Origin of the sequence: Pseudochelatococcus sp. G4_1912 (assembly GCF_047501465.1) — a bacterium.
In the GTDB taxonomy this organism is placed as follows: Bacteria; Pseudomonadota; Alphaproteobacteria; order Rhizobiales; family Beijerinckiaceae; genus Pseudochelatococcus.
The window spans coordinates 157,548-183,137 of sequence record NZ_JAZDRL010000002.1 but is presented as its reverse complement, the minus strand read 5'-3'; the positions used below and the strand labels follow the sequence as shown (position 1 = coordinate 183,137).

Genomic DNA, 25,590 nt, shown 5'->3' with positions numbered 1-25,590 from the left:
TTATCAAGCTTGGGCGTGGTATATCTGTGGCTTAGCCAGCAGGTTTGCGCGACCACCAGCCAAACCGCTTCGGCCGTGGTGTTGTAGAGACAGCTGCCTGATGCGCATCAGGAGTTTCAACCTCTGTAGATGACTGTGAAACAACAAGCGTTTCAGTGCTTGTGTTGCTACCAGCAGGTTCCCATGAACCTAAAGTCACTGCAGGTTCCGGCTTTAACGCTTCAACTGCAGCGCCAATGTCTGAAGATGCATTAGATGTAACATGACGAGAGTCGCCCTGATCCATTTCTGCAATTACCTTGGTGCGCCGACGAGGTGTGCGCCGGCGTTCAGACGATGAAGCTTCTAATTTATCATCATCTTGCGCTTCAGTAGTTGCATTAGCTTGTGCAGCTCTCGGATTGGAGCGACGGTTGCGCCGTGCGGGGGCTGATGAGGTGAAGTCGTCAGCAGCTTCCGCGGTGCCTGCCTCATTAGCATCTGTTTCAGCTATCACTTTCTGTGCAACAGACGATTCCAGGTCAGCCTCGAAATCGTCATCAGCTCCATCATCACCGTCTACTTGTGATGCGTCGCTATCGATTTGCGCGCCTTCAAGGCTCTGCGATGCTATTCCGTCTCCATTCCGGCGACCGCCACGGCGGCGGCGGCGACGGCGACGACGACCATTTGAATCACCTTCCGCCTGTTCAACGTTTGGTGTCGCGGGCGTTGCCGAAGTGGCAGTCATTTCCGGGGCAGGAATCTCACTGCTGATTTCCTCATCGGAAGAGGTGGAAACGGGAACGCGATACATATGAGATGGCCTGCTGCCACCTTCATGGCGCGGGCGTGGATGCCTGTGATTCTCATTCTGTCTGCGGTTATCCCGTGGCGCTTCAGCGGTTTTCTCGCCCGCATCATTTACCTCAGCTGCAGCGGCCTCGATCTGCACACCGGTGATGGGCGCGCGAGCAGGGGTGATCGTTACAGCTTCGCCCCGTTCTAGCACGTAATAATTGGTGCCTGTGAGGTTAATGTCATCCGCCAGTATAGAGATTGGAGCACCAAAGCGGGTCTCCAGTTCACGCAAATGCACGCGCTTCTGATTAAGCACATAGAGCGCTACTTCTGTGCGTGTCTTGACGTTGATTTCATAGCCTGCGCTCTTGATCAGTGCTTCTTCAATGGCCCGCAGAATGTGCAGTGCAATCGATGGTGTTGCGCGCACAAAGCCCGTGCCGGCGCAATGTGCGCATGGCACAGATGAGCTCTCAAGCACACCGGTGCGGATCCGCTGGCGCGACATTTCCATCAAACCAAACGCCGAAATCCGTCCAACCTGGATACGAGCGCGGTCGTCCTTCAGGCAGTCCTTCAGCTTCTTCTCGACATTGCGGACATTGCGCTTGTCCTCCATGTCGATGAAGTCGATCACAATTAGACCGGCCAGATCGCGCAGACGCAGCTGCCGCGACACTTCCTCTGCCGCTTCCAGATTGGTGCGGTAGGCGGTATCTTCGATGTTGTGCTCACGCGTGGAGCGGCCCGAGTTGACGTCAATCGAGACAAGCGCTTCCGTTGGGTTGATGACGATATAGCCACCAGATTTCAACGTTACCTGGCTGGAGAACATCGCATCAAGCTGCGCCTCGACGCCGCTGCGCGCGAAGAGTGGCTGGATATCCTTATAAGGTTGTACGGCCTTGGCATGGCTTGGCATCAACATGCGCATGAAGTCTTTAGCTTCACGATAGCCTTCATCGCCTGAGACGTGAACCTCGTCGATATCCTTGTTATAAAGGTCGCGAATAGCACGCTTGATCAGCGAGCCTTCCTCATACACGAGAGCAGGGGCGCTTGATTGCAATGTCAGCTCCCGCACGCTTTCCCACATGCGCAGCAGATACTCGAAATCACGCTTGATCTCTGCCTTGGTGCGTGACGCGCCAGCCGTGCGTACGATCACGCCCATGCCATCCGGCACCTCAAGCTCTTGTGCGATGGCCTTCAGCCGCTTGCGATCCGGGATATTGGTAATCTTGCGCGAAATGCCACCGCCGCGTGCCGTGTTAGGCATCAGCACTGAATAGCGACCAGCAAGCGACAGGTAAGTGGTTAGCGCCGCGCCCTTATTGCCGCGCTCTTCCTTCACAACCTGAATGAGGAGCACCTGGCGGCGCTTGATTACTTCCTGAATCTTGTATTGACGACGCAGAGGGCGCTGGCGACGATCAGGTAGCTCTTCCAGTGCATCGGTAGAACCGCCGACTTGCTCAACCTGATCTTCTTCACTGTCGTCGCTTTCAATCTCGGTCACGTTTGTGAGAGATTCAGTGACGCTCATCAAGGAAGCGTTTTCTTCGCTGCCCTCTTCGGCATCAGCAGAGATGGACACGTGCTTGCGCGCTGCCTGCTTGGCAACAGGGCGGTTACGATAGTTGCCGCGCTCGTCATCATGATCGAGATCATGCTCGGTATGCGCTTCTTCCTCAAGCAGCGCCTGACGGTCTGCAACAGGAATCTGGTAGTAGTCAGGATGGATCTCACTGAATGCCAGGAACCCATGCCGATTGCCGCCATACTCGACAAATGCAGCCTGCAAGGAAGGTTCTACACGCGTAACTTTAGCAAGATAGATATTGCCACGTAGCTGTTTGCGGCTGGCAGACTCGAAATCGAACTCTTCTACCTTGTTTCCACGGACCACGACAACCCGGGTTTCCTCCGGGTGTGAGGCATCGATAAGCATCTTGTTGGCCATGATGAACTCTCAGAAAGGCGTCCGCGCGCGCATGCAGCAGCTGCTGGAGGCAGGCTGCAGGGAAAGCCGGTTGGCCGTGTGGCCGTTCGAGCCCTGCAGATCGCATGGTGGCGGAGCGCAAAAACGCCGGAACTATGCCGGCGCGAAGGGAAAGTGAGGGCGCCAACGCCTGGAAAACACCAGGAGCTTTGTTGACGCAGAGAATGATGAAACACGGATCGATTGAGCCACGCGGGACGTGTCTCAGCAGTGAAATGGACATCAGCGCGGCGATTTGACTGCAAGCTGGCTTGAGGCAAAACCCTCAATGCCAAAGCAAAAACATCGCGTTCCACCTTAGGAAGCCGCGTGTTGTGCGATGCAATCTCAAGCCTTTGAATCAACGTCTGTTCCAAAAAAGGGAGCAAGATCCGATAGTGGAGCTTACCCAGCAACAACCCGATCAAACAACGCGCGTTTTGTTGCCATCCATTCGGCAATAAAACGGTTGTCATAATTAGTGCCAACACGCACGGTCCATCATAGATGGTCTGGCTCGTGCGCCTTAGATCTCACACCGAGCGCCGCAAAGGCGTAGCGGTGTGATGATGGAGCATTGTTAGTCGGTCTCAAGCCTTGGCAATCGGCACGTTAACCGCTGCCGACATGATGCGCAGGCTAGACAACTTCAGGTCGAAATGTTGGGGAGGAAGCATAACACTATCCCGCCTCGGCATTTCGAACCGCAGGCTCCACTGACCCGGATAGCGACGGACATCAAAACGACGGCCACACAATTGTTATCGCGCATGAGACATTGCAGCAGGCACGAGGGTTCTGGCTATTGTTGCGTTCGCCCAAACAAAGGGGAACGACGCATGACAACGCCGCAACCGGATCATCTTTATTACAGAAGGAGATCGCCATTTGGCAAGCACTATACGTGCACAGCGCAAAAGTTTATTCAGGAGAGCGTTCTGTGCGTCAGGGTGGGGCGCAAGGGGCATCTAGAATGAAGTGGTAGAGAAATGACAGAGATGCAGATATCGGAGGGCAATAGATACATTTCTGCTTTTATTGTTATCATGGTGTTTGCTCGCTTGCGCCATTCGCGGTAAAGGCCGATTAACCATCATCCGGGTATGGTGTTGAGAGCGTCAAATTCTGAAAAAGTGGCATCTGATGGATTTCTGGAGCGGCATCAATCTTTCGTTCCTGGTCAATGTGGTCAGCAGACCCATTGTCAGGCTGCGTGAGGCACGCGTTTGTGCGGCGGCTGTGATCGCCGGTTTATGGGTGCTTGCTACTATGGTCTTTGCGCCAATTGTCGATGCTTATGCCAATGAAACCGGGCATGCTGCAGGGGTAAGGGCGGTTGCAATTGATGTTTCGGGAGACCGCAATACAGCGCGTCTTGTGTTGACATTATCTGCGCCCGTGGAAGCGCGTGCTTTTTTGCTCGAACGCCCTGATCGCGTGATTATTGATTTGCCGCACGTCACTTTTAATCTTCCGGATGATTCGCTGGTCGATAAAAAAGAGAAACGGCCAAATGCGCTTATTGCTTCCTTCCGCTATGGCTTGTTCGCTCAGGCCCGCTCGCGCATCGTCATTGATTTGAAAGAGCCCGCTGTTGCGACGAAGGTTCTCAGCGAGCCGGCCGCTAATGGTGCAACGCTGACTATTGAACTCACGCGTACTGACCGTGCAGCTTATGGTCGTGCGGCCATGCAGCCAATGGTGGAAGCTGCCGCTGCGCTCTCCAGCACAGAAAGTGCCCGTATCGAGGCAGTGCGTGCATCTGCAGATTCGGCCGCGACAGCTGCACGCGATGATCGCCCGCTTATAATGATTGATCCTGGCCATGGCGGCGTGGATCCGGGTGCTGGCCACTCTGGTCTGCATGAAAAGGACCTCGTTCTGGCGTTTGCAAAACGCTTCAAGGATCAGATCGAACAGACGGGCAGATATCGGGTGCAGTTGACCCGCAATGATGACAGCTTCCTTTCTCTAGGCGGGCGTGTGCGCATTGCCCGTGAGGCGCAGGCAGATCTGTTCATCTCTGTGCATGCCGATTCGATTGGCGGCAATGCGCAAGTTCGCGGAGCAACTGTTTATACGAGTTCCAATATTCCAACCGATGCCGAATCTGCGCAGCTTGCTGCAAAAGAAAATCTTGCGGATCAGATTGCAGGCGTGGAAGCGGTTGAAGAGACAGGGGATGTCGTAGGCATTCTGGCCGATCTCACGCGGCGTGAAACCCAGACATTGTCGCAGTTCTTTGCTGAGCGCACCATTGATACGTTGCGTTCGGAAGTGTACCTGAACCGAAACCCGCACCGTTCTGCGCGATTTATGGTGCTGAAAGCGCCTGATGTGCCCTCGGTTTTGCTAGAGCTTGGCTATTTGTCGAGCGAGCAAGATGTTGCATTGCTGACTTCAAACGAATGGCAAGAGAAAACAGTGAATGCGCTTGTGTTGGCGCTTGATCGTTTTTTTGCCCGCAGGATTGCGGGACAGGGGCAGGAAAAGGGCTGAAAAACAAGGAAAAACACGTCGCTTCAAGATGGCTTATCCAGTGTGCCAACGTCACAAGCTGGTTAATTGGGGCAACCGGTGTTTTCCTGAGTGGCCTCTTCATGATAAAGGCTTATATGAACGTTAAATATGTGCTGTCTGGCAGGCTGCCTGGCGGCGTTCGTGCAGCTCTTCCTTGAATAGGGCGACAGGCCTTTAATATGAGATTTCTGCTTCGGTTCGTCGGGTTTGTCTTTTCCGCTCTTGTGCTGGCGTTTGTCGTTGGCGCGGGTGCTGTCGGCTTTTTTGTCTGGAAGTATTCTCAGGATTTACCCGACTATTCCCAGCTCGCCAATTACCAGCCACCTGTAACCACACGTGTGCATGCTGGTGATGGTAGTTTGTTGGCAGAATATTCGCGGGAGCGCAGGCTATACCTGCCAATTTCCGCAACGCCAAAGTTGGTGATCGAGGCATTCCTGTCAGCTGAAGACAAGAGCTTCTATAAGCATAGCGGTATCGATCCCGAAGGTATCGTTCGCGCATTTGTTTCCAATTTGCGTAGCGGGGGGCGGCCGCAAGGTGCCTCCACTATCACCCAACAGGTGGCAAAGAACTTTCTGCTGACGAACGAGCGCAGTTATGACCGCAAGATCCGTGAGATGCTGGTCGCGCTGCGTATGGAGAGCGTCTATACGAAGGACAAGATCCTTGAGCTCTACCTCAACGAGATTTATCTCGGCATGGGTAACTACGGCATTGCAGCTGCTGCGTTGAACTACTTCAACAAATCAGTCAACGAACTGACGCTGCCTGAGGCTGCCTATCTGGCGGCGTTGCCCAAGGGGCCAAACAATTACAATCCTTACAACCGCAATCAGGCGGCAGTTGATCGGCGCAACTGGGTGCTCGATCGTATGGTGGACAACCATTACATCACGTCTGCTGAGGCAGCTGAAGCGAAAGCAACGCCATTAAAGGCAACGCCACGTACACTTTCGCCCAACACTTATGTTGCAGGTTATTTCGCTGAAGAGGTGCGCCGCCAGATTGCTGAGCGTTATGGCCAGAAAGAGCTCTATGAGGGCGGGCTTTCTGTACGCACAACACTTGATCCGAAATTGCAAGCCGCTGCTCGTAAGGTGTTGACCGATGGCCTTGTGCGCTATGATGAGGCACGCGGATGGCGTGGTGCTTCAGAGAAAATCGAGATCGATGGTGACTGGGGCTCGGTTTTGGCTAAAAAGCCGGTGCTTGGCGATATTAAGCCCTGGGAGCTGGCAGTTGTTTTAGCTGTAGACAACGATAATGCCCGCATTGGTCTGCAGCCAGATGTTGATCCGGGTGGGCGGGTTAATGCTGAGCGCCAGACAGGCACGATCACCGCTGAAGGCATACGCTGGACACGCAAACGCCTACCGCAGGTATTTTCTGTAGGCGATCTTGTATATGTTGAGCCGATTGCTGGTCGGCGCGATAGTTACCGTTTGCGGCAATTACCAGAGGTATCAGGCGCCATTGTTGCGCTGGATCCATCCACAGGACGCGTATTTGCTATGGTGGGTGGTTTTTCGTTCGATCAGAGCGAGTTTAACCGTGCTATTCAGGCGCAACGTCAACCGGGTTCTGCATTCAAGCCATTTGTTTATGCAACGGCGATCGATAATGGCTATACACCTTCCAGCATTGTTGTTGATGGCCCTATCGAAATCAGTCAGGGGCCGGGTGTGCCGATGTGGCGTCCGGAAAATTATGAGCGTCGTTTTGCCGGCCCAAAGACGTTACGATATGGGCTTGAGCGGTCCAAGAATCTCATGACAGTGCGCCTGGCGCGCGATGTGGGTATGCCGCTCATTAGTGAATATACAAAACGCTTCGGTATTATGGACGATATCCCACCGATGCTTTCTATGTCGCTCGGTGCAGGCGAAACAACCGTTCTTCGTCTGACAGCTGCTTACGCGATGTTCGTCAATGGTGGTCGCAACATCCGACCAACCCTTATTGACCGCATTCAGGATCGTTGGGGTAAAACACTTTTCCGCCATGACCAGCGCGTATGCGATACCTGCAAGGCGCGTGCCTGGACCATGCAGTCAGAGCCAAATCTGATCGACAATAGTGAACGGGTAATTGATCCGCTAAGCGCCTATCAAGTTGTGTCAATGCTGGAAGGTGTTGTGGAACGTGGAACTGGCCGCATTGTAGCGTCTGTCGGTAAGCCGCTTGCGGGTAAGACCGGCACCACCAATGACGCCAAGGATGTGTGGTTCGTGGGCTTCTCGCCAGACCTCGCAGTGGGCGTGTACATGGGATATGATCGGCCGCGCTCGTTGGGTGCAAAGGCGCAGGCGGCAGCCTATGCTGCCCCTATGTTCCGCGATTTTATGAAGATTGCGCTTGAGGATAAACCTGCGACACCTTTCCGCGTGCCGGAAGGAATAAGGTTGATTCGAGTTGATGCGGCAACGGGAAAACGGACCTCTGGCAGTGGGGGCGGTACCTTGCTGGAGGCATTCAAGCCCGGCACTGCGCCCCCGGACTCTTCCGCGCCACAGAGTGAATTGCCCTCGGCATCGGGGCCGTATGTTGAACCTCAGCCCATCCCGTCTGCTGGCGGATATGGTGCGGGTGGGATTTACTAACCGACAGCTGATTTATCTATCGCCATTTACATCAGAGCGTGGGGCTTGTATGCCCCATGTTCATTCATTTGACACGCACACTACCCAATGGAAAGTCATGCGCGCAGAAATTGAAACTTTGGTCGAGAACATCAAGCAGTCCGTGGGACTGCTGAGGAGGCATCTTTGACTGGGATGTCGCACAAAAACGTCTTGCGGAACTGAACGCTCTCGCTGAAACGCCCGATCTCTGGAATGATGCAGAGGGCGCACAGAAGATTATGCGTGAGCGCACCGAACTTGATGATTCCATTGCCAGCATCATGCGGCTTGAGCGCGAGATGACCGATGCTATCGATCTGATCGAGCTTGGTGATGCGGAAGGCGATCAGGAAATTGTTACAGAGGGTGAAGAAATCATCCGTACGCTTGCCCATGAGGCTTCGCGCCGTCAGGTTGAGACGCTGCTTTCGGGTGAGGCTGATCAGAACGACACCTTCCTTGAAGTGCACTCCGGTGCTGGCGGAACGGAAAGCCAGGACTGGGCCTTGATGCTTATGCGCATGTATACACGCTGGGCCGAGCGGCGCGGTTTTAAGGTTGAGCTCCTTGAGCTCACCGACGGTGAAGAGGCGGGTATCAAGTCAGCTACATTGCAGATCAAGGGCCATAATGCTTATGGCTGGGTGAAAACTGAATCGGGGGTCCACCGACTTGTGCGCATTTCACCGTTCGATTCAAATGCCCGGCGGCACACAAGTTTTGCATCGATTTGGGTCTATCCCGTGGTTGATGATCGCATCCAGGTGGATGTCAAGGAATCGGATTGTCGCGTAGATACATTTCGTGCATCGGGTGCTGGTGGTCAGCACATCAATAAGACTGACTCTGCGGTACGCATTACGCATATTCCAACCAATATCGTGGTGTCGTGTCAATCTGATCGCTCGCAACACAAAAACCGCGCTACCGCATGGAACATGTTGCGCGCACGTCTTTATGAGCTTGAGCTCAAAAAGCGTGAGGAAAAGGCTAACGCTGATGCTGCCAGCAAGACTGATATCGGCTGGGGGCACCAGTTGCGCTCATATGTGTTGCAGCCATATCAGCTGGTTAAGGACCTGCGTACGGGTGTTACTTCGGGTACACCATCTGATGTGCTTGATGGCGATATCGATGAATTCCTGGAGGCTGCATTAGCGCAGCGTGTCTATGGAGGTGAGGGCGATATCGAGGATATCGACTGATCCTTTTGTAATTCGGGGGATGATCGCTTGCGCTTCCTTTATGCATCCCTCTAAGACTTGCGATTTTTACGCTGTGATGCAACATTGTGTAGCGCGTCCGTATTTCGCGTCTCCGGATTCACTTGGAGGTGGCGGACGATAACAACAACAATATCGTCTTTCTTTGGGAAGCGATTGGCTCACGAGGCTCAAAAAATGGCGGGCGAACGCACGCAAAACCTTCAGGACACTTTTCTCAATTATGTCCGTAAGAACAAGGTTCCGCTTACAATTTTTCTTATCAATGGCGTCAAGCTGCAAGGTGTAGTGACGTGGTTTGACAATTTCTGCGTACTGTTGCGCAGAGATGGTCACTCACAGCTTGTCTATAAGCATGCTATCTCCACGATCATGCCCGGCCAGCCGGTACAGTTGTTCGACCAGGCAGACGAGCCGCTTGCTGATAAGTGATTTTTGCAAGTGTAATCTTCCATGGTGAACTGGCATTTTCTGTCAGTTCACTGTCTCGGTTAAAGGGATTTGAATTGCTGGTCTCTCATTAATTTGGGGGTGTGAAATGGCGTTCTTATCCAGTGGATTTTGTTGAGTAGGGTGTTTTTTAATGGCATTTATCGCATGTCTTTTTCTTTTTGTTATTGCCAGTCTTCTTGTTCTGTTCAATTGGCGCCGTACGGGAGTAGTGCTGTATGCGACGTCAATAATTTTTTTTCTGGCGCTAGCTTGTGGTCCTATTCCATTATGGTTGTTAGATAAATTGCAATCCCCATATGCTTCTAAGCCGGTAATTGAATGGGGTGCTCGTAATGTGATTGTTTTGCTTGGTGCTGGTACAGAGAAAGTTCCCCATGCAGGCCAAGTTGAACCACGCATATTTTCTCACTCGCGTCTTATTGAAACTATTGGCCTCTATACCGAATGTCGCAAGACGGAGGCAGATTGCAAAATCATTATTAGTGGTGGCGATGCCTTTAAAAATGGTGCTCCAGAAGCATTAATCTATCAAGACGAGTTGGTTCGTGCGGGTGTAGATTCTGCTAATGTGATAGCAGAAGCCGATAGTATGAATACTTGGCAGAACGCACAGTTTTCAAGCGCGATATTGCAGAAATATAATGCTGACAACATTCTGCTTGTATCATCTGGACTTCATTTGCACCGCAGTATGCTGTATTTTGAACACTTTGGCGTTAAGGTCAGTCCTATACGTTCAGACTATCTGGGTGCATTGCCGTCTTTGTTGCCATCATCGTTCAATCTTGCAGCTGCTGACTTTGCGATACATGAATATATCGGTATCATTCGCTATTATCTGTATAATGCATTTGGCAAGAATCCCGCACGAGTGTTACCAGGTGAAGCATGAGGTTTAAAAGTAGATATTTTTATCTATGAAAGACCTAATATAACGCTGCAATGGTGCTTCCTAAAATATTGAATCCATACCTTCTTTAGGTATGTTCGTTGATTGGCGATATGGAATGTCACTAACAGAACAACAAGCGCCGACTGCGAGCGGTACACGTACTTTCGTGGTCGGTCCCTATCTCACGCGCCGCAAAGTTCGAGTGGGTACTGTACCCCTTAGTGCGGATGAACTTGCTTCTGCGCGTGATCCTGAAGCGCGTATGGAAGAGGCAATAGGGCTCGCGCGTGCTATTGAGCTTGAGGTTGTGCGCTCTATTATCCTCAGCCTTGATGCCGTGCGACCCTCAACCTTTCTTGGCAAGGGGCGTGTTGAGGAGATAACCGAAGCTGTGAAGGCTGAGGAGATCGGCCTTGTAGTGATGGATTGCGCGCTTTCGCCTGTGCAGCAACGCAATCTTGAGCGTGCATGGGGCGTGAAAGTCATTGATCGCACAGGACTTATTCTTGAAATCTTTGGCAGTCGCGCGCACACGCGAGAAGGTACGCTTCAGGTGGAGCTTGCGCATCTGACTTATCAGAAGAGCCGTTTGGTGCGCTCATGGACCCACCTTGAGCGCCAACGCGGTGGTTTCGGGTTTCTTGGCGGTCCGGGTGAAACGCAGATAGAAGCGGACAGGCGGATTATTCTTGAGCGGATGACACGTCTTGAACGGGACCTTGATACAGTCAAGCGCACTCGTTCGCTGCATCGCGCTAGTCGTCGGCGTGTTCCTTATCCGATCGTGGCGCTTGTCGGCTATACAAATGCAGGCAAATCAACGCTTTTCAATCGGCTGTCTTCGGCAGAAGTCATGGCTGAGGATATGCTGTTTGCCACGCTTGACCCAACTGCGCGTTCCGTGAAACTGCCGCACGGTGGCAAGGCAATTCTGTCGGATACAGTCGGATTTATTTCCGACTTGCCGACAATGCTGGTCGCAGCTTTCCGTGCCACGCTGGAAGATGTTATTGAGGCTGATGTGCTGCTTCACGTGCGTGATGTATCGCATGGCGATACGCAGGCGCAAGCAGCTGATGTTAATGCCATCTTGCACGAACTTGGTATTGATGACACGGCAGATGCAGAAAATGGTGGCCGCATTATCGAGGTGTGGAACAAGGTTGATTTGTTAAATGAAGATGAGCGCACGCGTCTGATCAACATCGCTGAAGGACGGTCCGCTAATCAGCGTCCAGTATTAATTTCTGCCCAAACAGGTGAGGGGACTGAGCGCCTGCTGGCAGCCATAGAAGCGCGGATAGCGAAGGGCAGGCGGGTTTATCTTGTCAATTTGCAACCGACAGAAGGCGCCTTGCTGAATTGGCTGCATGAAGAAACGGAAGTGCTGGAACGGCGTACCGATGCAGAAGGACGCTTGATGGTTGTTGTGCGGATTGCGCCTGAAAAAGAGCCGCGCTTACTTAATCGCTGCCCGGATGCGCGTGCCATCCGTTAAAATAGAGTGAGTATTTTTCACTCTATTTTTCAATGTAATCAGATGAACTCAGCTAAAGCTCTGGGCTATGTTACGCGGCAGCAGTCGGCAGCTGTTTTTTAGCTTCACGCCAGAGGTTTTCCATCTCTTCCAGTGATGCCTCGTTAATTGTTTTTCCCGTTTTATCAATATGCTCTTCAATGTATTTAAAGCGTCTCTCGAATTTTCTGTTTGTCGAACGTGTGGCTTCTTCCGGGTCTATACCCAAGTGACGCGCCAGATTGGCAACGGAAAACAACAGGTCGCCAATTTCGTCTTTAACAGCTTTAGCATCACCGATTTGAATGGCTTCCTCAACCTCAGCCAGTTCTTCATGTACCTTGGCGATAACGTCATGAGTATCGGTCCAGTCAAAGCCCACCTGCGCTGCTTTGCTTTGCAGCTTTTCAGCGCGCATAAGGGCTGGCATGTTCTGCGGCACTCCGTCGAGTAGACTGTCGGGTGCGTCATCACTGCCTTTGCGCGCCTGCTTTTCCAGAGCCTTAATGTTCACCCAGAGTTCTTTTACCTCGTCTGGAGAGAGCGTGCCGATATCACCAAAGATATGAGGATGGCGCCGAATGAGCTTTTCGGTGATTGCTTCCACGACATCACCGAAATTAAATATTCCGCTTTCTTCGGCTATCCGAGAGTGGAATACGACCTGAAGTAGCAGGTCGCCTAATTCCTCGCGCAGGTCGTCGAGATTATCGCGGGCGATCGCATCAGCAACCTCGTAAGCTTCTTCGATGGTGTAGGGTGCGATGCTGGCAAAGTCCTGGTTGATATCCCAGGGGCAGCCCGTTTCAGGTTGACGCAATGCCTCCATAATGTCCAGCAGACGGGCAATGTCACGCGATGGGGTCATTCGAATATCCTTATACCGCTACCTTTGTAGCGCCAAATCAGTCAGTACATGCTCTCAAAGAATGAATCGCATAATCGTGATTATGGAACCATTAGGTTGGATTCTGTTATGATGAAAGACTTGCAATGGTATACATTCATTTATGAGGCGTCGTTAAGTGCGCTTGGACGATGCGCGCGGGCGTAGCGTGGGGGCTTGGGCAGATCGAAACCCAAACATTCCGCTGCGCGCCATCCCCAATGCGGATCAGTCAGAAATGGTCTCGCTAGCGCTACAAAGTCCGCTGCGCCACTTGTGAGGACGCTTTCGGCCTCATCTGGCGTGCGGATCATGCCAACGGCACGCGTTGTAATGCCCGATTGTTTGCGTACTTCGCGGGCCAGCGGAATTTGATACAGTGGTCCAACAGGAATATTGGCGCCAGGTGCAATCGAGCCACTGGAGACGCATACAAAAGCTAGCCCCGTATCTTTAAGTGCGCCAGCAAGGCTAACGGCGTCATCGACTGTGATGCCACCTTCAATCCAATCAGTTCCAGTGATCCGCGCGCCGAGTGGCATGCCCTTCGGCAATGCCTTGCGTACGGCTTCCGCGACGCGTAGAGGAAAAGCATGTCTGCGATCACGTATGCCGCCATAGGCGTCGTCACGATGGTTTGAGATGGCAGAGGTGAATGAATGCAACAGATAGCCATGCGCCAAATGAAGTTCGATAACATCAAATCCGATGCGGTGAGCGCGCAAGGCTGCGGCTACGAATGCATCTTCTATGCGCTGCAAACCTGGATCATCCAAGGCCAATGGCATCTGCCAGCCTTCATCAAACGGAATTGCTGAAGGAGCAAATGGATGCCAGGATTCCTCGCCCAGTGATGGATCTACAGACAGTGGGCCGCCGCCTTCCCAAGGTAGTTTACTGGCTGCCTTACGTCCTGCATGAGCAATCTGGATGCCAAAGCGTGTGCCTGGTAGTGCTACCGATTTAGCTGCTGCAAGAGTTCTTGCCAGCGCATATTCACATGCATCGTTATAGAGGCCGAGGCAGTGGCGTGAAATACGTCCGGCACGCTCAATAGCTGTAGCTTCAACCACTACAAGGCCCGCGCCCGACATTGCAAGGCTCATGAGATGTTGAAGATGCCAGTCGCTTGCAACCCCGTCATTGGCTGCATATTGGCACATTGGTGCAACAACAAGGCGATTAGGCAGCTCGACATCATCAAGCGCAATGGGCGAAAATAATGCTGACGTGGACATCCACTGTGCTCCTTGCATGCATCAATCTTCACGCTACGCTGATAGAGGCAGAAGTTTTTATGTATCCATGCCTCATGGATAGAAGTTTAATGCGCTCCGCTTCTCTAAAGCCGCCGATGCTCTAAACAGCGCTCATCATTACCGTATGCGCTTCAGTCCCAGCGTGCGAAACCGCACAGATCAGAAAATCTGCGGGTTCCGCAGCTTGAGACTTGATAACCCTTAGAACGGAATATCGTCGTCCAGATCATTTGAGTAGGATGGTTGGCTGCTGCCCTGCCCGCCGGATGATCTATCGCTCATAGCTGGACGTGAGGGCTCTGCACCGCCAAAGCTGCCGCCGCCATAACCGCCAGCGCCACCTGCACCCATATCGTCGCCACCCCCGCCGCTGCGGCTGTCGAGGATCGTCAATTCACCACGGAAGCGTTGCAGAACGACCTCTGTCGTGTAGCGCTCCTGGCCATCCTTATCCTGATACTTGCGGGTTTGCAGCTGGCCTTCAATATAAACCTTGGTGCCTTTACGCAGATATTGTTCTGCAATGCGAGCCAGGTTTTCGTTGAAAATGACAACGTTGTGCCATTCCGTCCGCTCCTTGCGCTCTCCAGAAGCCTTGTCACGCCATGTTTCAGACGTGGCAATGCGCATGCTGACAACTGGTTCGCCCGAATTCATGCGCCGTACTTCTGGATCGCGCCCCAGATTTCCGACGAGAATAACCTTGTTCACGCTGCCTGCCATACCAATCTCCTCCTGATGCGGATATCACTCATGATCCGGACAATACTCAAAACCCAGATGTCAGCTAGAGCCAACATGCAATTCAATGTGCTTATCCCCGCCCTGAATGCGCTTTATGCGCCATATCGAGCAAATAGGACGTGACGCTCTCAATCCATCTTCAGGTATTGCCAGAAAGCAGCCTGTGTAAAACGATGAAAATTGTTCTTGAAATGTTCCTAACTCAATGCAACATTGATTGCAAGGCCGCTTTTCAGCAAATGCACAGCGCAAGTTGATGCAAATGTCGTATAATTTGCGCCCTTGAGATGAATGAACGCAAACAGCCGGTGACCAATGGCCTCTCTTGATGACTTTTTCGATGGATCGACGCTGGCAGCTACGGCCTCTCGCCATGTTATCAGCATTCGTGGTGCACGTGAGCACAACCTTAAGAATGTCGATCTGACGATCCCGCGTGACAGGCTGGTTGTGTTTACGGGGCTTTCAGGTTCTGGAAAGTCGTCGCTTGCGTTTGATACCATCTATGCCGAGGGCCAGCGGCGCTATGTTGAGTCGCTTTCGGCTTATGCGCGTCAGTTTCTGGAAATGATGCAGAAGCCCGACGTTGATCAGATCGACGGGCTATCGCCCGCCATTTCCATCGAGCAGAAAACGACGTCGCGTAATCCGCGTTCGACCGTGGGAACGGTTACCGAGATTTATGACTACATGCGCCTTTTATGGGCGCGGGTAGGTATTCCCTACTCTCCCGCTACGGGCCTGCCGATTGAAAGCCAGACCATCAGTCAGATGGCGGATCGTGTTATGGCGTTGCCTGAAAAAACGCGCGTTTTCCTGCTCGCGCCTGTCGTCCGCGGGCGGAAGGGCGAATATCGCAAGGAGCTTGCGGATTTTCTCAAGCGCGGATTTCAGCGGGTGAAAATCGACGGCGAGTTCTATGAAATTGCAGATGCTCCAACACTCGATAAGAAGCTAAAGCACGATATTGATGTGGTGGTTGACCGCCTTGTGGTGCGGGCTGACATGTCGGCGCGTCTGTCTGAATCATTGGAGGCGGCGCTTGAATTGGCTGATGGCATTGCTGTGCTGGAATTTGCCGATGAGAAGGACGACAAGGGCGCCGCGCGGCGTATGATCTTGTCGTCCAAATTCGCATGCCCTGTTTCAGGCTTTACGATACCCGAGATTGAGCCACGGCTATTTTCATTCAACAACCCTTATGGCGCATGTCCCAAGTGCGATGGCTTGGGGCGGGAAATGCATGTATCGGCAGATCTTGTCGTGCCTGATGATACACGCACCTTACGCGATGGCGCTGTTGCACCGTGGGCTAAATCGACATCTCCCTATTACGGCCAGACGCTTGATGCGCTCTCAGCCCATTTCGGCGAGGATACCACAACGAAATGGTCGGAGCTTTCCGATGCACTGCGTAATGCGATATTATATGGCACGGGGCGTGAGAAAGTGCGCATCCTCTATGCGGATGGCAATAAGTCTTACGAGGTCAACAAGGCGTTTGAGGGTGTAATCCCTAACTTGCAACGCCGTTGGAAAGAAACGGATAGTGAGTGGGCGCGCGAGGATATTTCCCGCTTTATGTCGGAAACGCCTTGTGAGGCTTGTAATGGTTATCGGCTGAAGCCGGAAGCGCTTGCGGTGAAGATTGCCGGGCTGCACATTAGCCAAGTCGGGCAAATGTCAGTGAGTGAAGCGCGGGATTGGTTCGAGGCCACGCCAGCAACGCTTACTGAACAGCAAAATGCCATTGCGGTGCGCATTCTGAAGGAAATCCGCGATCGCCTGACCTTCCTGCTCGATGTTGGGCTTGAGTATCTGACATTATCCCGCGCATCTGGTTCGCTGTCAGGGGGCGAGAGTCAGCGCATCCGGCTGGCTTCCCAGATCGGCTCTGGGCTCACGGGTGTGCTTTATGTATTGGATGAGCCCTCGATCGGCTTGCACCAGCGCGACAACGAGCGGTTGCTGCAGACATTGAAGCGTCTGCGCGATCTCGGCAATACGGTTATCGTGGTGGAACATGACGAGGATGCCATTCTGCAGGCTGATTATGTTGTCGATGTTGGGCCAGGGGCCGGCATTCATGGCGGGCAGATTGTGGCGCAGGGCAAGCCAGAGGCGCTGCTGAAGGATACCAATTCGCTGACAGCCAAATATCTGACTGGTGAGTTGTCAGTGCCCGTGCCAGACAAACGCCGCAAGCCTAAGAAAGACCGCATGTTGACGCTTAGTGGCGCGCGCGGCAACAATCTCAAAAATGTGAAGGCGGCATTTCCGCTAGGCACTTTTACGTGCGTTTCAGGTGTATCTGGTGGTGGCAAATCAACGCTTGTCATTGATACGCTTTATCAGGCCGTTGCCAGGCGCTTGAACGGGGCGATAACCCACCCTGCCCCGTTTGATACCCTTGAAGGGCTTGAGCATCTCGATAAGGTAATCGACATTGATCAATCACCTATCGGCCGCACGCCGCGCTCCAATCCGGCGACCTATACGGGGGCGTTCACGCCTATCCGCGAATGGTTCGCTGGATTGCCTGAAGCAAAAGCGCGTGGCTATCAGGCAGGTCGCTTTTCATTCAACGTAAAGGGTGGACGGTGCGAGGCGTGTCAGGGGGATGGCCTCATCAAAATTGAGATGCATTTCCTGCCGGATGTTTACGTCACCTGCGATGTCTGCAAAGGCAAGCGGTATGATCGAGAGACGCTGGAGGTCAAGTATCGCAACAGCTCCATCGCTGATGTGCTCGATATGACGGTTGATGAGGGGCTTGAACTATTCAAGGCCGTGCCCGCTATCCGGGATCGCTTGCAGACACTTTCGCGCGTTGGTTTGGGTTATGTGAAAATCGGCCAGCCAGCGACTACCCTTTCCGGTGGGGAGGCGCAACGTGTCAAACTTTCAAAGGAATTATCAAAGCGTGCTACTGGCCGCACGCTTTATATTCTTGATGAACCCACTACCGGCCTTCATTTCCATGATGTCGCTAAATTGCTTGAAGTACTCCATGAGTTGGTGGAACAGGGCAATACTGTGATTGTCATCGAACATAATCTTGAAGTCATTAAAACCGCTGATTGGGTTATCGATATGGGGCCTGAAGGCGGCGATGGTGGAGGGCAGATCGTGGCGCAAGGAACGCCAGAAGCCATAGCCAGCAATGGTTTAAGCCATACAGGGCGGTTTTTGAACGAGGTGCTGGAACGACGCCCTCTTCGCAAGCGCACACAAGCTGCGGAATGACGTGAGTGCAATGCTTACAAGTGAAACTAAGCTTATTTTTGCCATCTATGTGAGCAAAATAAGTGTTAATTGCCTATTAGCCATGCAATAACTGCTTAACTGCTCTTCAAAATGCTCTCTCCTTAATCATGAGATGATGATGTATATTGCATTGCAATAGGGAATGGCATTTGGCCGCCCCTAGATGATTAAGGAGAGTGTAATGATCGTTTCTTATGTTTTGTCGAAGGTTCGTGCGTGGTTCTTGTATCGTGAGACCGTTCGTGAGCTGTCGCAGTTGTCGGATCGTGAACTGAGCGATGTTGGTCTTTCGCGTTGGGAAATCCCATACGTTGCAAAGAAGTACTCCAATGCATGATGCCCGCACGCGTAAGCGTGAAATCGGGTCCGTGAAGGATGCATCGAAACGCCCGTCCTGTTGAAGACGGGCGTTTCTCATTACTCATTATTGCGAACATTTATCGTTTTTTGATTGCGTTATGATGTATTGCTGACGGCAGGCATTTTCCGCTGCTTAAAGCCGCTTGACGTGTCCTCGCGCGCGAGACACAAAGACGGCATGACGAATCCGGTTCACATAATTGGTGGCGGCCTTGCTGGCTCGGAAGCTGCATGGCAGATCGCCTCACAGGGCGTGCCTGTCGTGCTGCACGAAATGCGCCCCGAAAACACCTCCCCTGCGCACAAGACCACGGCCTTGGCCGAGTTAGTGTGCTCCAACTCGTTCCGCTCGGATGATGCCGAGACGAATGCGGTTGGGCTGCTGCATCAGGAAATGCGCGCGCTCGGATCCTTGATCATGGCGCAAGCCGATGCGCATCAGGTGCCAGCCGGCGGGGCATTGGCCGTTGATCGTGATGGCTTTGCAAATGCTGTGACGGCGGCGCTTGAAGCGCATCCGCTGATCACTATTGTGCGTGAAGAAGTGAAGGGCCTGCCGCCTGAAGAATGGGGGCAGGTCATTATCGCAACAGGTCCCCTCACCTCACAAGCATTGGCCGAATCTGTGCATGAGGTAACGGGTGAAGGCGCACTTGCGTTCTTTGATGCTATTGCGCCAATCGTGCACGCCGATTCCATCAACCGTGATATCGTCTGGGCGCAATCGCGCTACGACAAGGCGGGACCTGGCGGCACGGGGGCGGATTATCTGAATTGCCCTATGAATGAAGAGCAGTATAACGCCTTTGTTGACGCACTACTGGCAGGTGAAAAGACCGAGTTTCGCGACTTCGAGAAGGACACGCCATATTTCAACGCCTGCCTGCCCATCGAAGTGATGGCAGAGCGTGGACGTGAAACGCTGCGCTTTGGCCCAATGAAGCCTGTGGGGCTAACCAATCCTAATGATCCGACCGTCAAATCGTACGCTATCGTGCAGCTGCGGCAGGATAATGCTTCGGCAACGCTCTATAATATCGTTGGGTTCCAGACCAAGCTGAAGTATGGCGCGCAGACGCATATCCTGCGGATGATACCAGGTCTCGAAAACGCGGAATTTGCGCGTCTTGGCGGTCTTCACCGTAATACGTTCATCAACTCGCCAAAGCTGCTGGATCGCACCTTGCGCCTCAAGGCGCTGCCGCGCTTGCGGTTCGCGGGACAGATGACGGGCTGTGAAGGCTATGTTGAAAGCGCTGCTGTTGGCCTGATGGCAGGGCGTTTTGCTGCGGCCGAACTGCTTGGCAACGCTTTGCCGATGCCACCGCAAACGACAGCTATTGGCGCGCTTATTGACTATATCACCGGTGGCCACGTTAGTGTTGAAACAGAAGCTGGCGAGACTGAAACTGCCAAGCCTTCATCATTCCAGCCGATGAACATTAACTTCGGCCTGTTTCCACCACTGACCGAGGCTTTGCGTTCGGAAGATGGCAAGCGCTTGCGTGGTTCAGCAAAGGCTGGTGCACGTAAAAAGGCCATGACCGACCGTGCGCGGGTTGATATGGCCGCGTGGCTCAATGCACTTTCAGAGCGCACGCCAGCGGCGTGAGGCGCGCCAAATCGTCCATAGCCGATGCCATTGCGGCAGATTAATAAGTGAACGACGAGGTGCATAGCCTCGTCGTTTTGTTTGCGACAGGTATGCGGGGATCGTTGCAATTGGCAGAAAAGCCGCGCGCGCTTCTGGTGCGACAGCGCTTATAGAATCTTGGGCTTCCATGAAATGCGCCTGCGCTATATCGCGCATCCGTGTCACAACCGGTAGCAAGGCGGCATCACTGGTAGAAGCCAAGATACTATCCCGATTAAGACCAGATTCTGCTAAAATATCGGCAGGCAAAAACACCTGCCCGCGCCGCAAGTGCCAAGGTAATGCACGCAGTAATCCGGTTATAGCGTAGGAAACGCCGGCATGTCCGGCAACGTCTGCGCCGCCTGGCTCATTGCCATTGCATAAAATGATACTCGCCAATCTGAAAAGTACTGACGATGTTTCACCGCAATAACCTTCAAGATCGTTGAGTGATGGCATCATGTCGTCGTAGAGGTCGAAAACGCGCGCGTCGATAAGGTCATGCAGGGCCTGTATAGGCAGCTGAAACTGCATGATAGTTGCAATCAGCGCTTCAGCAATCGGATGCGCTGCCCCATCTGCAGCATAATCACCGGGATCGCCTGAAGTGATACCATCCAGCACGTCACGCCACCATTGGTAGCGGATCTCACCCGGTAATGGCGCGCTGATGCAATCGCGAACACGCGAGATTTCGATACTGAAAGCGTATAGCGCAAACAAGTATGGGCGTTTGTCGGCCGGCGCGAATAAAGAGGACCAATACCGATCAGGATCTTGCTCGCGTACAAGTGCTTCACAATGGGAGAAGGCACTCTCCAGCCGCGATACTGCTGGCGCCATTGGTTGCGCACTCCCCCAAGCATTTTGTTAATTTACAATAAGAAGACGCCAATGCGCGCGGATAGTCTCAAACAGCAATAAGAATGGCAGCCACATGTCGATCTTCAGCAAGCAGAATATTGTAGGTGCGAATAGCCGCTCCCGTCTGCATAACCTCACAACGAACACCTGCCTCCAATAATAAAGTCCGCAGAGGTGTTGTTAGCGGGTGCAAGTTGTTACCTGTGCCTACAAGCAGCAGCTCAATAGAATCGCGCTCTTCAATCACCTTGGATAGCTGTTCTGCTGATAATTCTGCAACAGTATTTGCATCAATTGCCATGATACCGGATGGCAGCAATAGCAGAGAGCCGCGGTGCGACATCTCTGCAAAGCGAAAACCGCCATCACCATAAGCTGCTATTGGATGCTGCCCTGGCAAGAACCCCTCATAACGCGCTTCAGGCTTTGCCATCGGCAGAACCTTTCATTATGGCACCTGCTTGGCAGCGGCTGATTCCGTCGCGGTTTCGCTTACTGCATTTGGACGGGAGCGCAAGCCGAGGTATATCAGGATCGGCGATGATACGAAAACGGCCGAATATGTACAGATCACCACACCGAACAACATCACCTCAGCAAAGCCACGTATCGCCTCTCCGCCGAACAGCACGAGTGCCAATACTGCCAAAGATGTTGTCGTAGCGGTCATCGCAGTACGTGACATGGTGGTGTTGACGGATAGATCGAGCAGCTCTTCCACCGATATGGTCTTGTAGCGACGCATGAGCTCACGCGTACGGTCAAACACCACAACCGTTTCGTTCAGTGAGTAACCTACAATGGTCAAAATCGCTGCAATCGAGGTCATGTTGAATTCAGATTGCGTAACGATAAAGAAGCCAACAGTCAGGATAATATCATGAATGGTGCCGATAATAGCACCGATAGCGAGTTGTAGCTCAAATCTGAACCACAGATAGACCATCACCGCGCCAATCGCTAGCACAACGCCTAGTGTACCAGAACGCACAAGCTCACCCGATACGCGTGGACCAACCGTTTCCACACGGCGGAATTCGTAATCGGACTCGAACGTGTTGCGCGCCTGTTGCACGACATTGCTTTGTGCTGATTCGCCACCTTCCTGAATGGCAAAGCGCAGGGAAACACCACCTTGCGAGCCAAATTCCTGCACTTCGACGCCGCCGAATCCCAGCCCCTCAGCTGCCTGACGGATAGTGCCAACATCCGCATGGCCAGACTTGGCTTGCAACTCAATCAGAGTGCCGCCGCGAAAGTCGATGCCGAAATTCAGACCCGTGGTGAAACCAAGAATAATCGTCAAGATGACGAGTAGTGCCGAAAAAGGCAGCGTTACGCGCCGAAAACGGACAAAACCGAAACGGGTATTATCGGGGTAGATGCGAAGCAGGCGCACACTATTCTCCTTCACAGGATGCCCGCAGCGCGAGCATGCCCGTCAATATATAGATCAGAACGGCAGCTTTTTAGGCCGTGCCAGCCGATACCACAACGCCACCATCATGCGTGTCATCGTAACAGCCGTGATTACCGTTGTCAGAATGCCCAGAATGAAGACCACCGCAAACCCACGCACTGGCCCTGAACCTAGGAAGAACAGGATTAATGCAGCGATTAGCATGGTGGAGTTCGAATCGATGATGGTCGCAAATGCCCGGTTAAAGCCGGCTTCTAGAGACATCACCAACGAGCGCCCACTGCGAAACTCTTCACGCATCCGCTCATAAATCAGCACGTTCGAGTCCACCGCTGTACCGATGGTGAGCACGATACCTGCAATACCTGGAAGAGTGAGTGTCGCACCAAGCAATGACATCAGTGCGAAAATGAACACCACATGGACGATAAGCGCGATGTTGGCGATAATGCCGAAAGTGCCGTATGTCGCAAACATGAACAGCGCGACGAGAACCGTCGATACCGCTACAGCGGCCTTACCAGCCTCAATGGAATCCTGGCCAAGACCAGGGCCGACAGTACGTTCTTCGACAATCGTGAGTTTGGCAGGAAGCGCGCCTGCACGCAGAAGAATCGACAGGTTATTGGCCTGCTCAACCGTAAAGCTGCCCGAAATCATCCCAGAACCGCCGGTAATTGGTGTCTGGATACGTGGGGCGGAGATCACTTCATTGTCGAGAACAATTGCCATCAATCGACCAACGTTCTCCGTGGTTGCTTGCCCAAAACGCTGTGCGCCACGCATGTTAAAGCGGAAATTGACAATTGGACGACCGGATTGAGGATCAAACGATGGCTGTGCATCAACCAGATCGGCACCATCAACAGCTTGTTGACGTTCTACCGGGAATGTCTGGCCGGGGAATTCTTGCGAAGGAATGTTATCGACATCACCAGAGCCGGTTTCCGATACAAAACGGAACTCAAGCTTTGCGGTACGGCCAAGAATTTCTTTCAGGCGTTGCGGGTCCTGAAGGCCGGGCACTTGCACCTGCACACGGTCAGCGCCTTCGCGCTGAATGTTTGGCTCAGTCGTGCCGAGGGCGTCAACGCGCCTACGCAACACCTCAATAGCCTGATCGACAGCACGACGAACCCGCTCGTTAATACCGGCTTCGGAAAGTGACAGCTGGATCAGCCCATCGCTCGTGGTGTTAATGTTGATGCTTGTTGCGCCCGTCTGCCCCAGCATGGGGTTGCCAACTGGCTGAGCCAACTCACGCAGGCGCGGCAGCACCTTATTACGTGCAGCCTCATCCGTGAGGCGGATCTGTACGCCGCGCGGCTGGATGACGATACCGCCCTGGGCTGTAACGCGCTCATCACGTAGGATCGCACGCACGTCATCGCGTAACAGATTGATCTGCGTACGCAGCAGGTCGTTGGTATCAACCTCTAGCACAACATGGGAACCGCCTTGCAGGTCAAGCCCAAGCACGATGCCACGATGAGGCACCAGCACCCGTGGAATCCACGAAGGCACTGCTTCAATGAAAGCGTCGCGTTGTTCGGGCGTGAACAGACTGGGAGCTGCGAACAAAAAGCCGAGCAGGGTCAGTACGAGAACGGCAACGACCTTGCCGGTCGAATAACGAAGCATTATCGGACGGCCTTCCTTACGATGCCGATTGACGTTCTACCCCGACAAACCAGTTTGCCGGGGCGGAGTTTTATCATTGGCTGGCGAGGTTCATATCAAATATGACCTCCACGATTATCAGGCCGCAGGCGTATCGGTCTTCACCGGCTCGCTCTTTGTGCGAACGTCTGCAATGGTTGAACGCACGATGCGAACCTTGACGCCATCAGCGATTTCGGCCTCGATTTCGCTGTCGTCAACAATCTTTGTGACCTTGGCGATAAAACCGCCTGAGGTCACAATCACGTCGCCGCGGCGCACGCCCTTGACCAGTTCTTGATGCGCCTTGGCGCGCTTTTGTTGTGGACGCAGGATCAGGAACCACATCACCACGAAGATAAGGATGAAGGGAATGAACTGGATCAACATGTCGCCGCCACCGGCAGCTGGGGTTGCGCCTTGGGCGAAGGCTTGCGAGATCACGGATAGTCCTCCAAAAGAAACGGCTCGTCCATCCAACATGGATATGGAGTCGGAAAGTTGCGCGGACTATAACCATCGCGCAAGCGAAATCAAACGCCACGTACGCGCTTTTGATGGCCGGAAGGAAATTATCATGCGGAAGTATGCATCATGACGGGTCAGCGTTCCGATACGGCAGCCATTTTGGAGCAGCTGCAGCGCCTCACAAATGCTATTGAGCGACTGACGCCCCCTCTCCCCAAAGCGCCCGATATCAAGGCAGCAGATGCATTTGTCTGGCAACCACCTGGTACGCTGCATCCTGTGCCGCACGTTAATCGTGTTGAGATGGGGCTTTTGCGGGGCATTGATCGGCTGCGCGATACGCTTGCCGATAACACGCAGCGTTTTGCCAATGGACTGCCCGCGAACAATGCCCTGCTATGGGGCGCGCGAGGTATGGGCAAGTCGTCCCTGGTGAAGGCTGTGCATGCAGAAATTAATGGGCGACGGCAATCCGATTCCTTGCCACTGAAACTTGTGGAAATTCATCGAGAGGACATCGAGACCCTGCCCGCACTCATGGGAATTCTGCGCGCTGACGCACATCGCTTCATCGTATTTTGCGATGATCTATCGTTTGATTCTGATGATACGTCGTACAAATCGTTGAAGGCGGTGCTGGAAGGCGGCATTGAAGGACGCCCCGTGAACGTCATTTTTTATGCGACATCAAACAGGCGGCATTTATTGCCCCGCGACATGATGGAGAATGAGCGCTCTACGGCAATCAATCCCGGGGAAGCAGCTGAGGAGAAGATTTCTCTCTCTGACCGTTTTGGATTATGGCTCGGATTTCACAAATGCAGCCAAGACGAATATCTTGAAATGATAAATACTTATGCTGATGAATTTAAGCTATCTGACAAGATTGATGCAGAGCAATTGCGGGCTGAAGCGCTAGAGTGGTCTACCACGCGTGGGGCGCGTTCGGGACGAACTGCATGGCAGTATATATCTGATCTCGCAGGCCGCATGGGTGTTCGGATCGAAATGTAGTCAGCGCATGAAAAAGGCCGCGGA

At 53.0% G+C, this 25,590-nt stretch carries 19 protein-coding genes; 10 read left to right on the top strand and 9 right to left on the bottom strand.

The window, feature by feature from the left end:
- Positions 1-31: 31 nt before the first annotated feature.
- A complete protein-coding gene (locus VRZ32_RS08030) occupies positions 32-2,743 on the bottom strand; it encodes an Rne/Rng family ribonuclease (RefSeq protein ID WP_414525231.1) in 2,712 nt (903 codons plus the stop codon).
- A 1,161-nt stretch (positions 2,744-3,904) separates the two neighbouring features.
- Here VRZ32_RS08030 and VRZ32_RS08025 point away from each other — a divergent pair.
- The 6 genes from VRZ32_RS08025 (at position 3,905) to hflX (ending at position 11,971) form a co-directional block, all read left to right on the top strand.
- Positions 3,905-5,260 (top strand): N-acetylmuramoyl-L-alanine amidase, encoded by a 1,356-nt coding sequence (locus VRZ32_RS08025; protein ID WP_414525230.1) that lies wholly within the window; start codon positions 3,905-3,907, stop codon positions 5,258-5,260.
- A gap of 200 nt (positions 5,261-5,460) precedes the next feature.
- On the top strand, positions 5,461-7,884 hold the full coding sequence (locus tag VRZ32_RS08020) for a penicillin-binding protein 1A (RefSeq protein ID WP_414525229.1): 2,424 nt from the start codon (positions 5,461-5,463) through the stop codon (positions 7,882-7,884).
- 97 nt (positions 7,885-7,981) lie between these two features.
- A protein-coding gene (gene prfB, locus VRZ32_RS08015; protein WP_414525228.1) for a peptide chain release factor 2 occupies positions 7,982-9,110 on the top strand; the annotation gives its coding sequence in 2 pieces (ribosomal slippage) (positions 7,982-8,050 and positions 8,052-9,110; 1,128 coding nt in all).
- Positions 9,111-9,305: 195 nt separating this feature from the next.
- Positions 9,306-9,560 carry an RNA chaperone Hfq gene (hfq, locus tag VRZ32_RS08010; protein ID WP_414525227.1) on the top strand — a complete coding sequence of 85 codons (255 nt, stop codon included), beginning with the start codon at positions 9,306-9,308 and terminating at the stop codon, positions 9,558-9,560.
- 151 nt (positions 9,561-9,711) lie between these two features.
- Positions 9,712-10,473, top strand: coding sequence for a YdcF family protein (locus tag VRZ32_RS08005; protein ID WP_414525226.1), 762 nt, complete (start codon positions 9,712-9,714; stop codon positions 10,471-10,473).
- 115 nt (positions 10,474-10,588) lie between these two features.
- A complete protein-coding gene (gene hflX, locus VRZ32_RS08000; RefSeq protein ID WP_414525225.1) occupies positions 10,589-11,971 on the top strand; it encodes a GTPase HflX in 1,383 nt (460 codons plus the stop codon).
- Positions 11,972-12,041: 70 nt separating this feature from the next.
- Here the strand turns inward: hflX and mazG are convergent, their stop codons facing one another.
- The 3 genes from mazG to ssb all read right to left on the bottom strand — a co-directional run bounded on the left by mazG (position 12,042) and on the right by ssb (position 14,857).
- Positions 12,042-12,857, bottom strand: coding sequence for a nucleoside triphosphate pyrophosphohydrolase (gene mazG / locus VRZ32_RS07995; protein WP_414525224.1), 816 nt, complete (start codon positions 12,855-12,857; stop codon positions 12,042-12,044).
- A gap of 140 nt (positions 12,858-12,997) precedes the next feature.
- On the bottom strand, positions 12,998-14,113 hold the full coding sequence (locus VRZ32_RS07990; protein WP_414525223.1) for an NADH:flavin oxidoreductase/NADH oxidase: 1,116 nt from the start codon (positions 14,111-14,113) through the stop codon (positions 12,998-13,000).
- Positions 14,114-14,335: 222 nt separating this feature from the next.
- Positions 14,336-14,857, bottom strand: a complete 522-nt coding sequence (ssb, locus tag VRZ32_RS07985) for a single-stranded DNA-binding protein (RefSeq protein ID WP_414525222.1) — start codon at positions 14,855-14,857, stop codon at positions 14,336-14,338.
- A 336-nt stretch (positions 14,858-15,193) separates the two neighbouring features.
- On the opposite strand from ssb, the gene uvrA reads away from it, so the two are divergent.
- The 3 genes from uvrA (at position 15,194) to trmFO (ending at position 20,117) form a co-directional block, all read left to right on the top strand.
- Positions 15,194-18,124 carry an excinuclease ABC subunit UvrA gene (gene uvrA, locus VRZ32_RS07980; RefSeq protein ID WP_414525221.1) on the top strand — a complete coding sequence of 977 codons (2,931 nt, stop codon included), beginning with the start codon at positions 15,194-15,196 and terminating at the stop codon, positions 18,122-18,124.
- A gap of 202 nt (positions 18,125-18,326) precedes the next feature.
- Entirely contained in the window at positions 18,327-18,482 is a 156-nt protein-coding gene (locus VRZ32_RS07975; RefSeq protein ID WP_414525220.1) for a DUF1127 domain-containing protein, read from the top strand.
- A 201-nt stretch (positions 18,483-18,683) separates the two neighbouring features.
- Positions 18,684-20,117, top strand: a complete 1,434-nt coding sequence (trmFO, locus tag VRZ32_RS07970; RefSeq protein WP_414525219.1) for a methylenetetrahydrofolate--tRNA-(uracil(54)-C(5))-methyltransferase (FADH(2)-oxidizing) TrmFO — start codon at positions 18,684-18,686, stop codon at positions 20,115-20,117.
- Here trmFO and VRZ32_RS07965 read toward each other — a convergent pair.
- The 5 genes from VRZ32_RS07965 to yajC all read right to left on the bottom strand — a co-directional run bounded on the left by VRZ32_RS07965 (position 20,094) and on the right by yajC (position 24,567).
- On the bottom strand, positions 20,094-20,984 hold the full coding sequence (locus VRZ32_RS07965) for a phytoene/squalene synthase family protein (protein WP_414525218.1): 891 nt from the start codon (positions 20,982-20,984) through the stop codon (positions 20,094-20,096). The genes trmFO and VRZ32_RS07965 overlap by 24 nt on opposite strands.
- Before the next feature lie 67 nt (positions 20,985-21,051).
- Complete coding sequence (locus tag VRZ32_RS07960; protein ID WP_414525217.1) at positions 21,052-21,438, bottom strand: Mth938-like domain-containing protein; 387 nt, start codon at positions 21,436-21,438, stop codon at positions 21,052-21,054.
- 15 nt (positions 21,439-21,453) lie between these two features.
- The gene (gene secF / locus VRZ32_RS07955) at positions 21,454-22,404 is read right to left on the bottom strand and encodes a protein translocase subunit SecF (protein ID WP_414525216.1); all 951 of its coding nucleotides are present in this window, start codon (positions 22,402-22,404) and stop codon (positions 21,454-21,456) included.
- Positions 22,405-22,458: 54 nt separating this feature from the next.
- A complete protein-coding gene (gene secD, locus VRZ32_RS07950) occupies positions 22,459-24,066 on the bottom strand; it encodes a protein translocase subunit SecD (RefSeq protein WP_414525215.1) in 1,608 nt (535 codons plus the stop codon).
- A gap of 117 nt (positions 24,067-24,183) precedes the next feature.
- On the bottom strand, positions 24,184-24,567 hold the full coding sequence (gene yajC, locus VRZ32_RS07945; protein ID WP_414525214.1) for a preprotein translocase subunit YajC: 384 nt from the start codon (positions 24,565-24,567) through the stop codon (positions 24,184-24,186).
- 111 nt (positions 24,568-24,678) lie between these two features.
- Between yajC and VRZ32_RS07940 the strand changes: the two genes are divergently transcribed.
- Positions 24,679-25,566: an ATP-binding protein gene (locus tag VRZ32_RS07940; protein WP_414525213.1), complete on the top strand. Its 888-nt coding sequence runs from the start codon at positions 24,679-24,681 to the stop codon at positions 25,564-25,566.
- Positions 25,567-25,590: the final 24 nt, after the last annotated feature.

Coding starts and splice junctions, on each gene's coding strand:
- VRZ32_RS08030 (WP_414525231.1), bottom strand. CDS start 2,743: ATGGCCAACAAGATGCTTATCGATGCCTCACACCCGGAGGAAACCCGG.
- VRZ32_RS08025 (WP_414525230.1), top strand. CDS start 3,905: ATGGATTTCTGGAGCGGCATCAATCTTTCGTTCCTGGTCAATGTGGTC.
- VRZ32_RS08020 (WP_414525229.1), top strand. CDS start 5,461: ATGAGATTTCTGCTTCGGTTCGTCGGGTTTGTCTTTTCCGCTCTTGTG.
- hfq (WP_414525227.1), top strand. CDS start 9,306: ATGGCGGGCGAACGCACGCAAAACCTTCAGGACACTTTTCTCAATTAT.
- VRZ32_RS08005 (WP_414525226.1), top strand. CDS start 9,712: ATGGCATTTATCGCATGTCTTTTTCTTTTTGTTATTGCCAGTCTTCTT.
- hflX (WP_414525225.1), top strand. CDS start 10,589: ATGTCACTAACAGAACAACAAGCGCCGACTGCGAGCGGTACACGTACT.
- mazG (WP_414525224.1), bottom strand. CDS start 12,857: ATGACCCCATCGCGTGACATTGCCCGTCTGCTGGACATTATGGAGGCA.
- VRZ32_RS07990 (WP_414525223.1), bottom strand. CDS start 14,113: ATGTCCACGTCAGCATTATTTTCGCCCATTGCGCTTGATGATGTCGAG.
- ssb (WP_414525222.1), bottom strand. CDS start 14,857: ATGGCAGGCAGCGTGAACAAGGTTATTCTCGTCGGAAATCTGGGGCGC.
- uvrA (WP_414525221.1), top strand. CDS start 15,194: ATGGCCTCTCTTGATGACTTTTTCGATGGATCGACGCTGGCAGCTACG.
- VRZ32_RS07975 (WP_414525220.1), top strand. CDS start 18,327: ATGATCGTTTCTTATGTTTTGTCGAAGGTTCGTGCGTGGTTCTTGTAT.
- trmFO (WP_414525219.1), top strand. CDS start 18,684: ATGACGAATCCGGTTCACATAATTGGTGGCGGCCTTGCTGGCTCGGAA.
- VRZ32_RS07965 (WP_414525218.1), bottom strand. CDS start 20,984: ATGGCGCCAGCAGTATCGCGGCTGGAGAGTGCCTTCTCCCATTGTGAA.
- VRZ32_RS07960 (WP_414525217.1), bottom strand. CDS start 21,438: ATGGCAAAGCCTGAAGCGCGTTATGAGGGGTTCTTGCCAGGGCAGCAT.
- secD (WP_414525215.1), bottom strand. CDS start 24,066: ATGCTTCGTTATTCGACCGGCAAGGTCGTTGCCGTTCTCGTACTGACC.
- yajC (WP_414525214.1), bottom strand. CDS start 24,567: ATGTTGGATGGACGAGCCGTTTCTTTTGGAGGACTATCCGTGATCTCG.
- VRZ32_RS07940 (WP_414525213.1), top strand. CDS start 24,679: ATGACGGGTCAGCGTTCCGATACGGCAGCCATTTTGGAGCAGCTGCAG.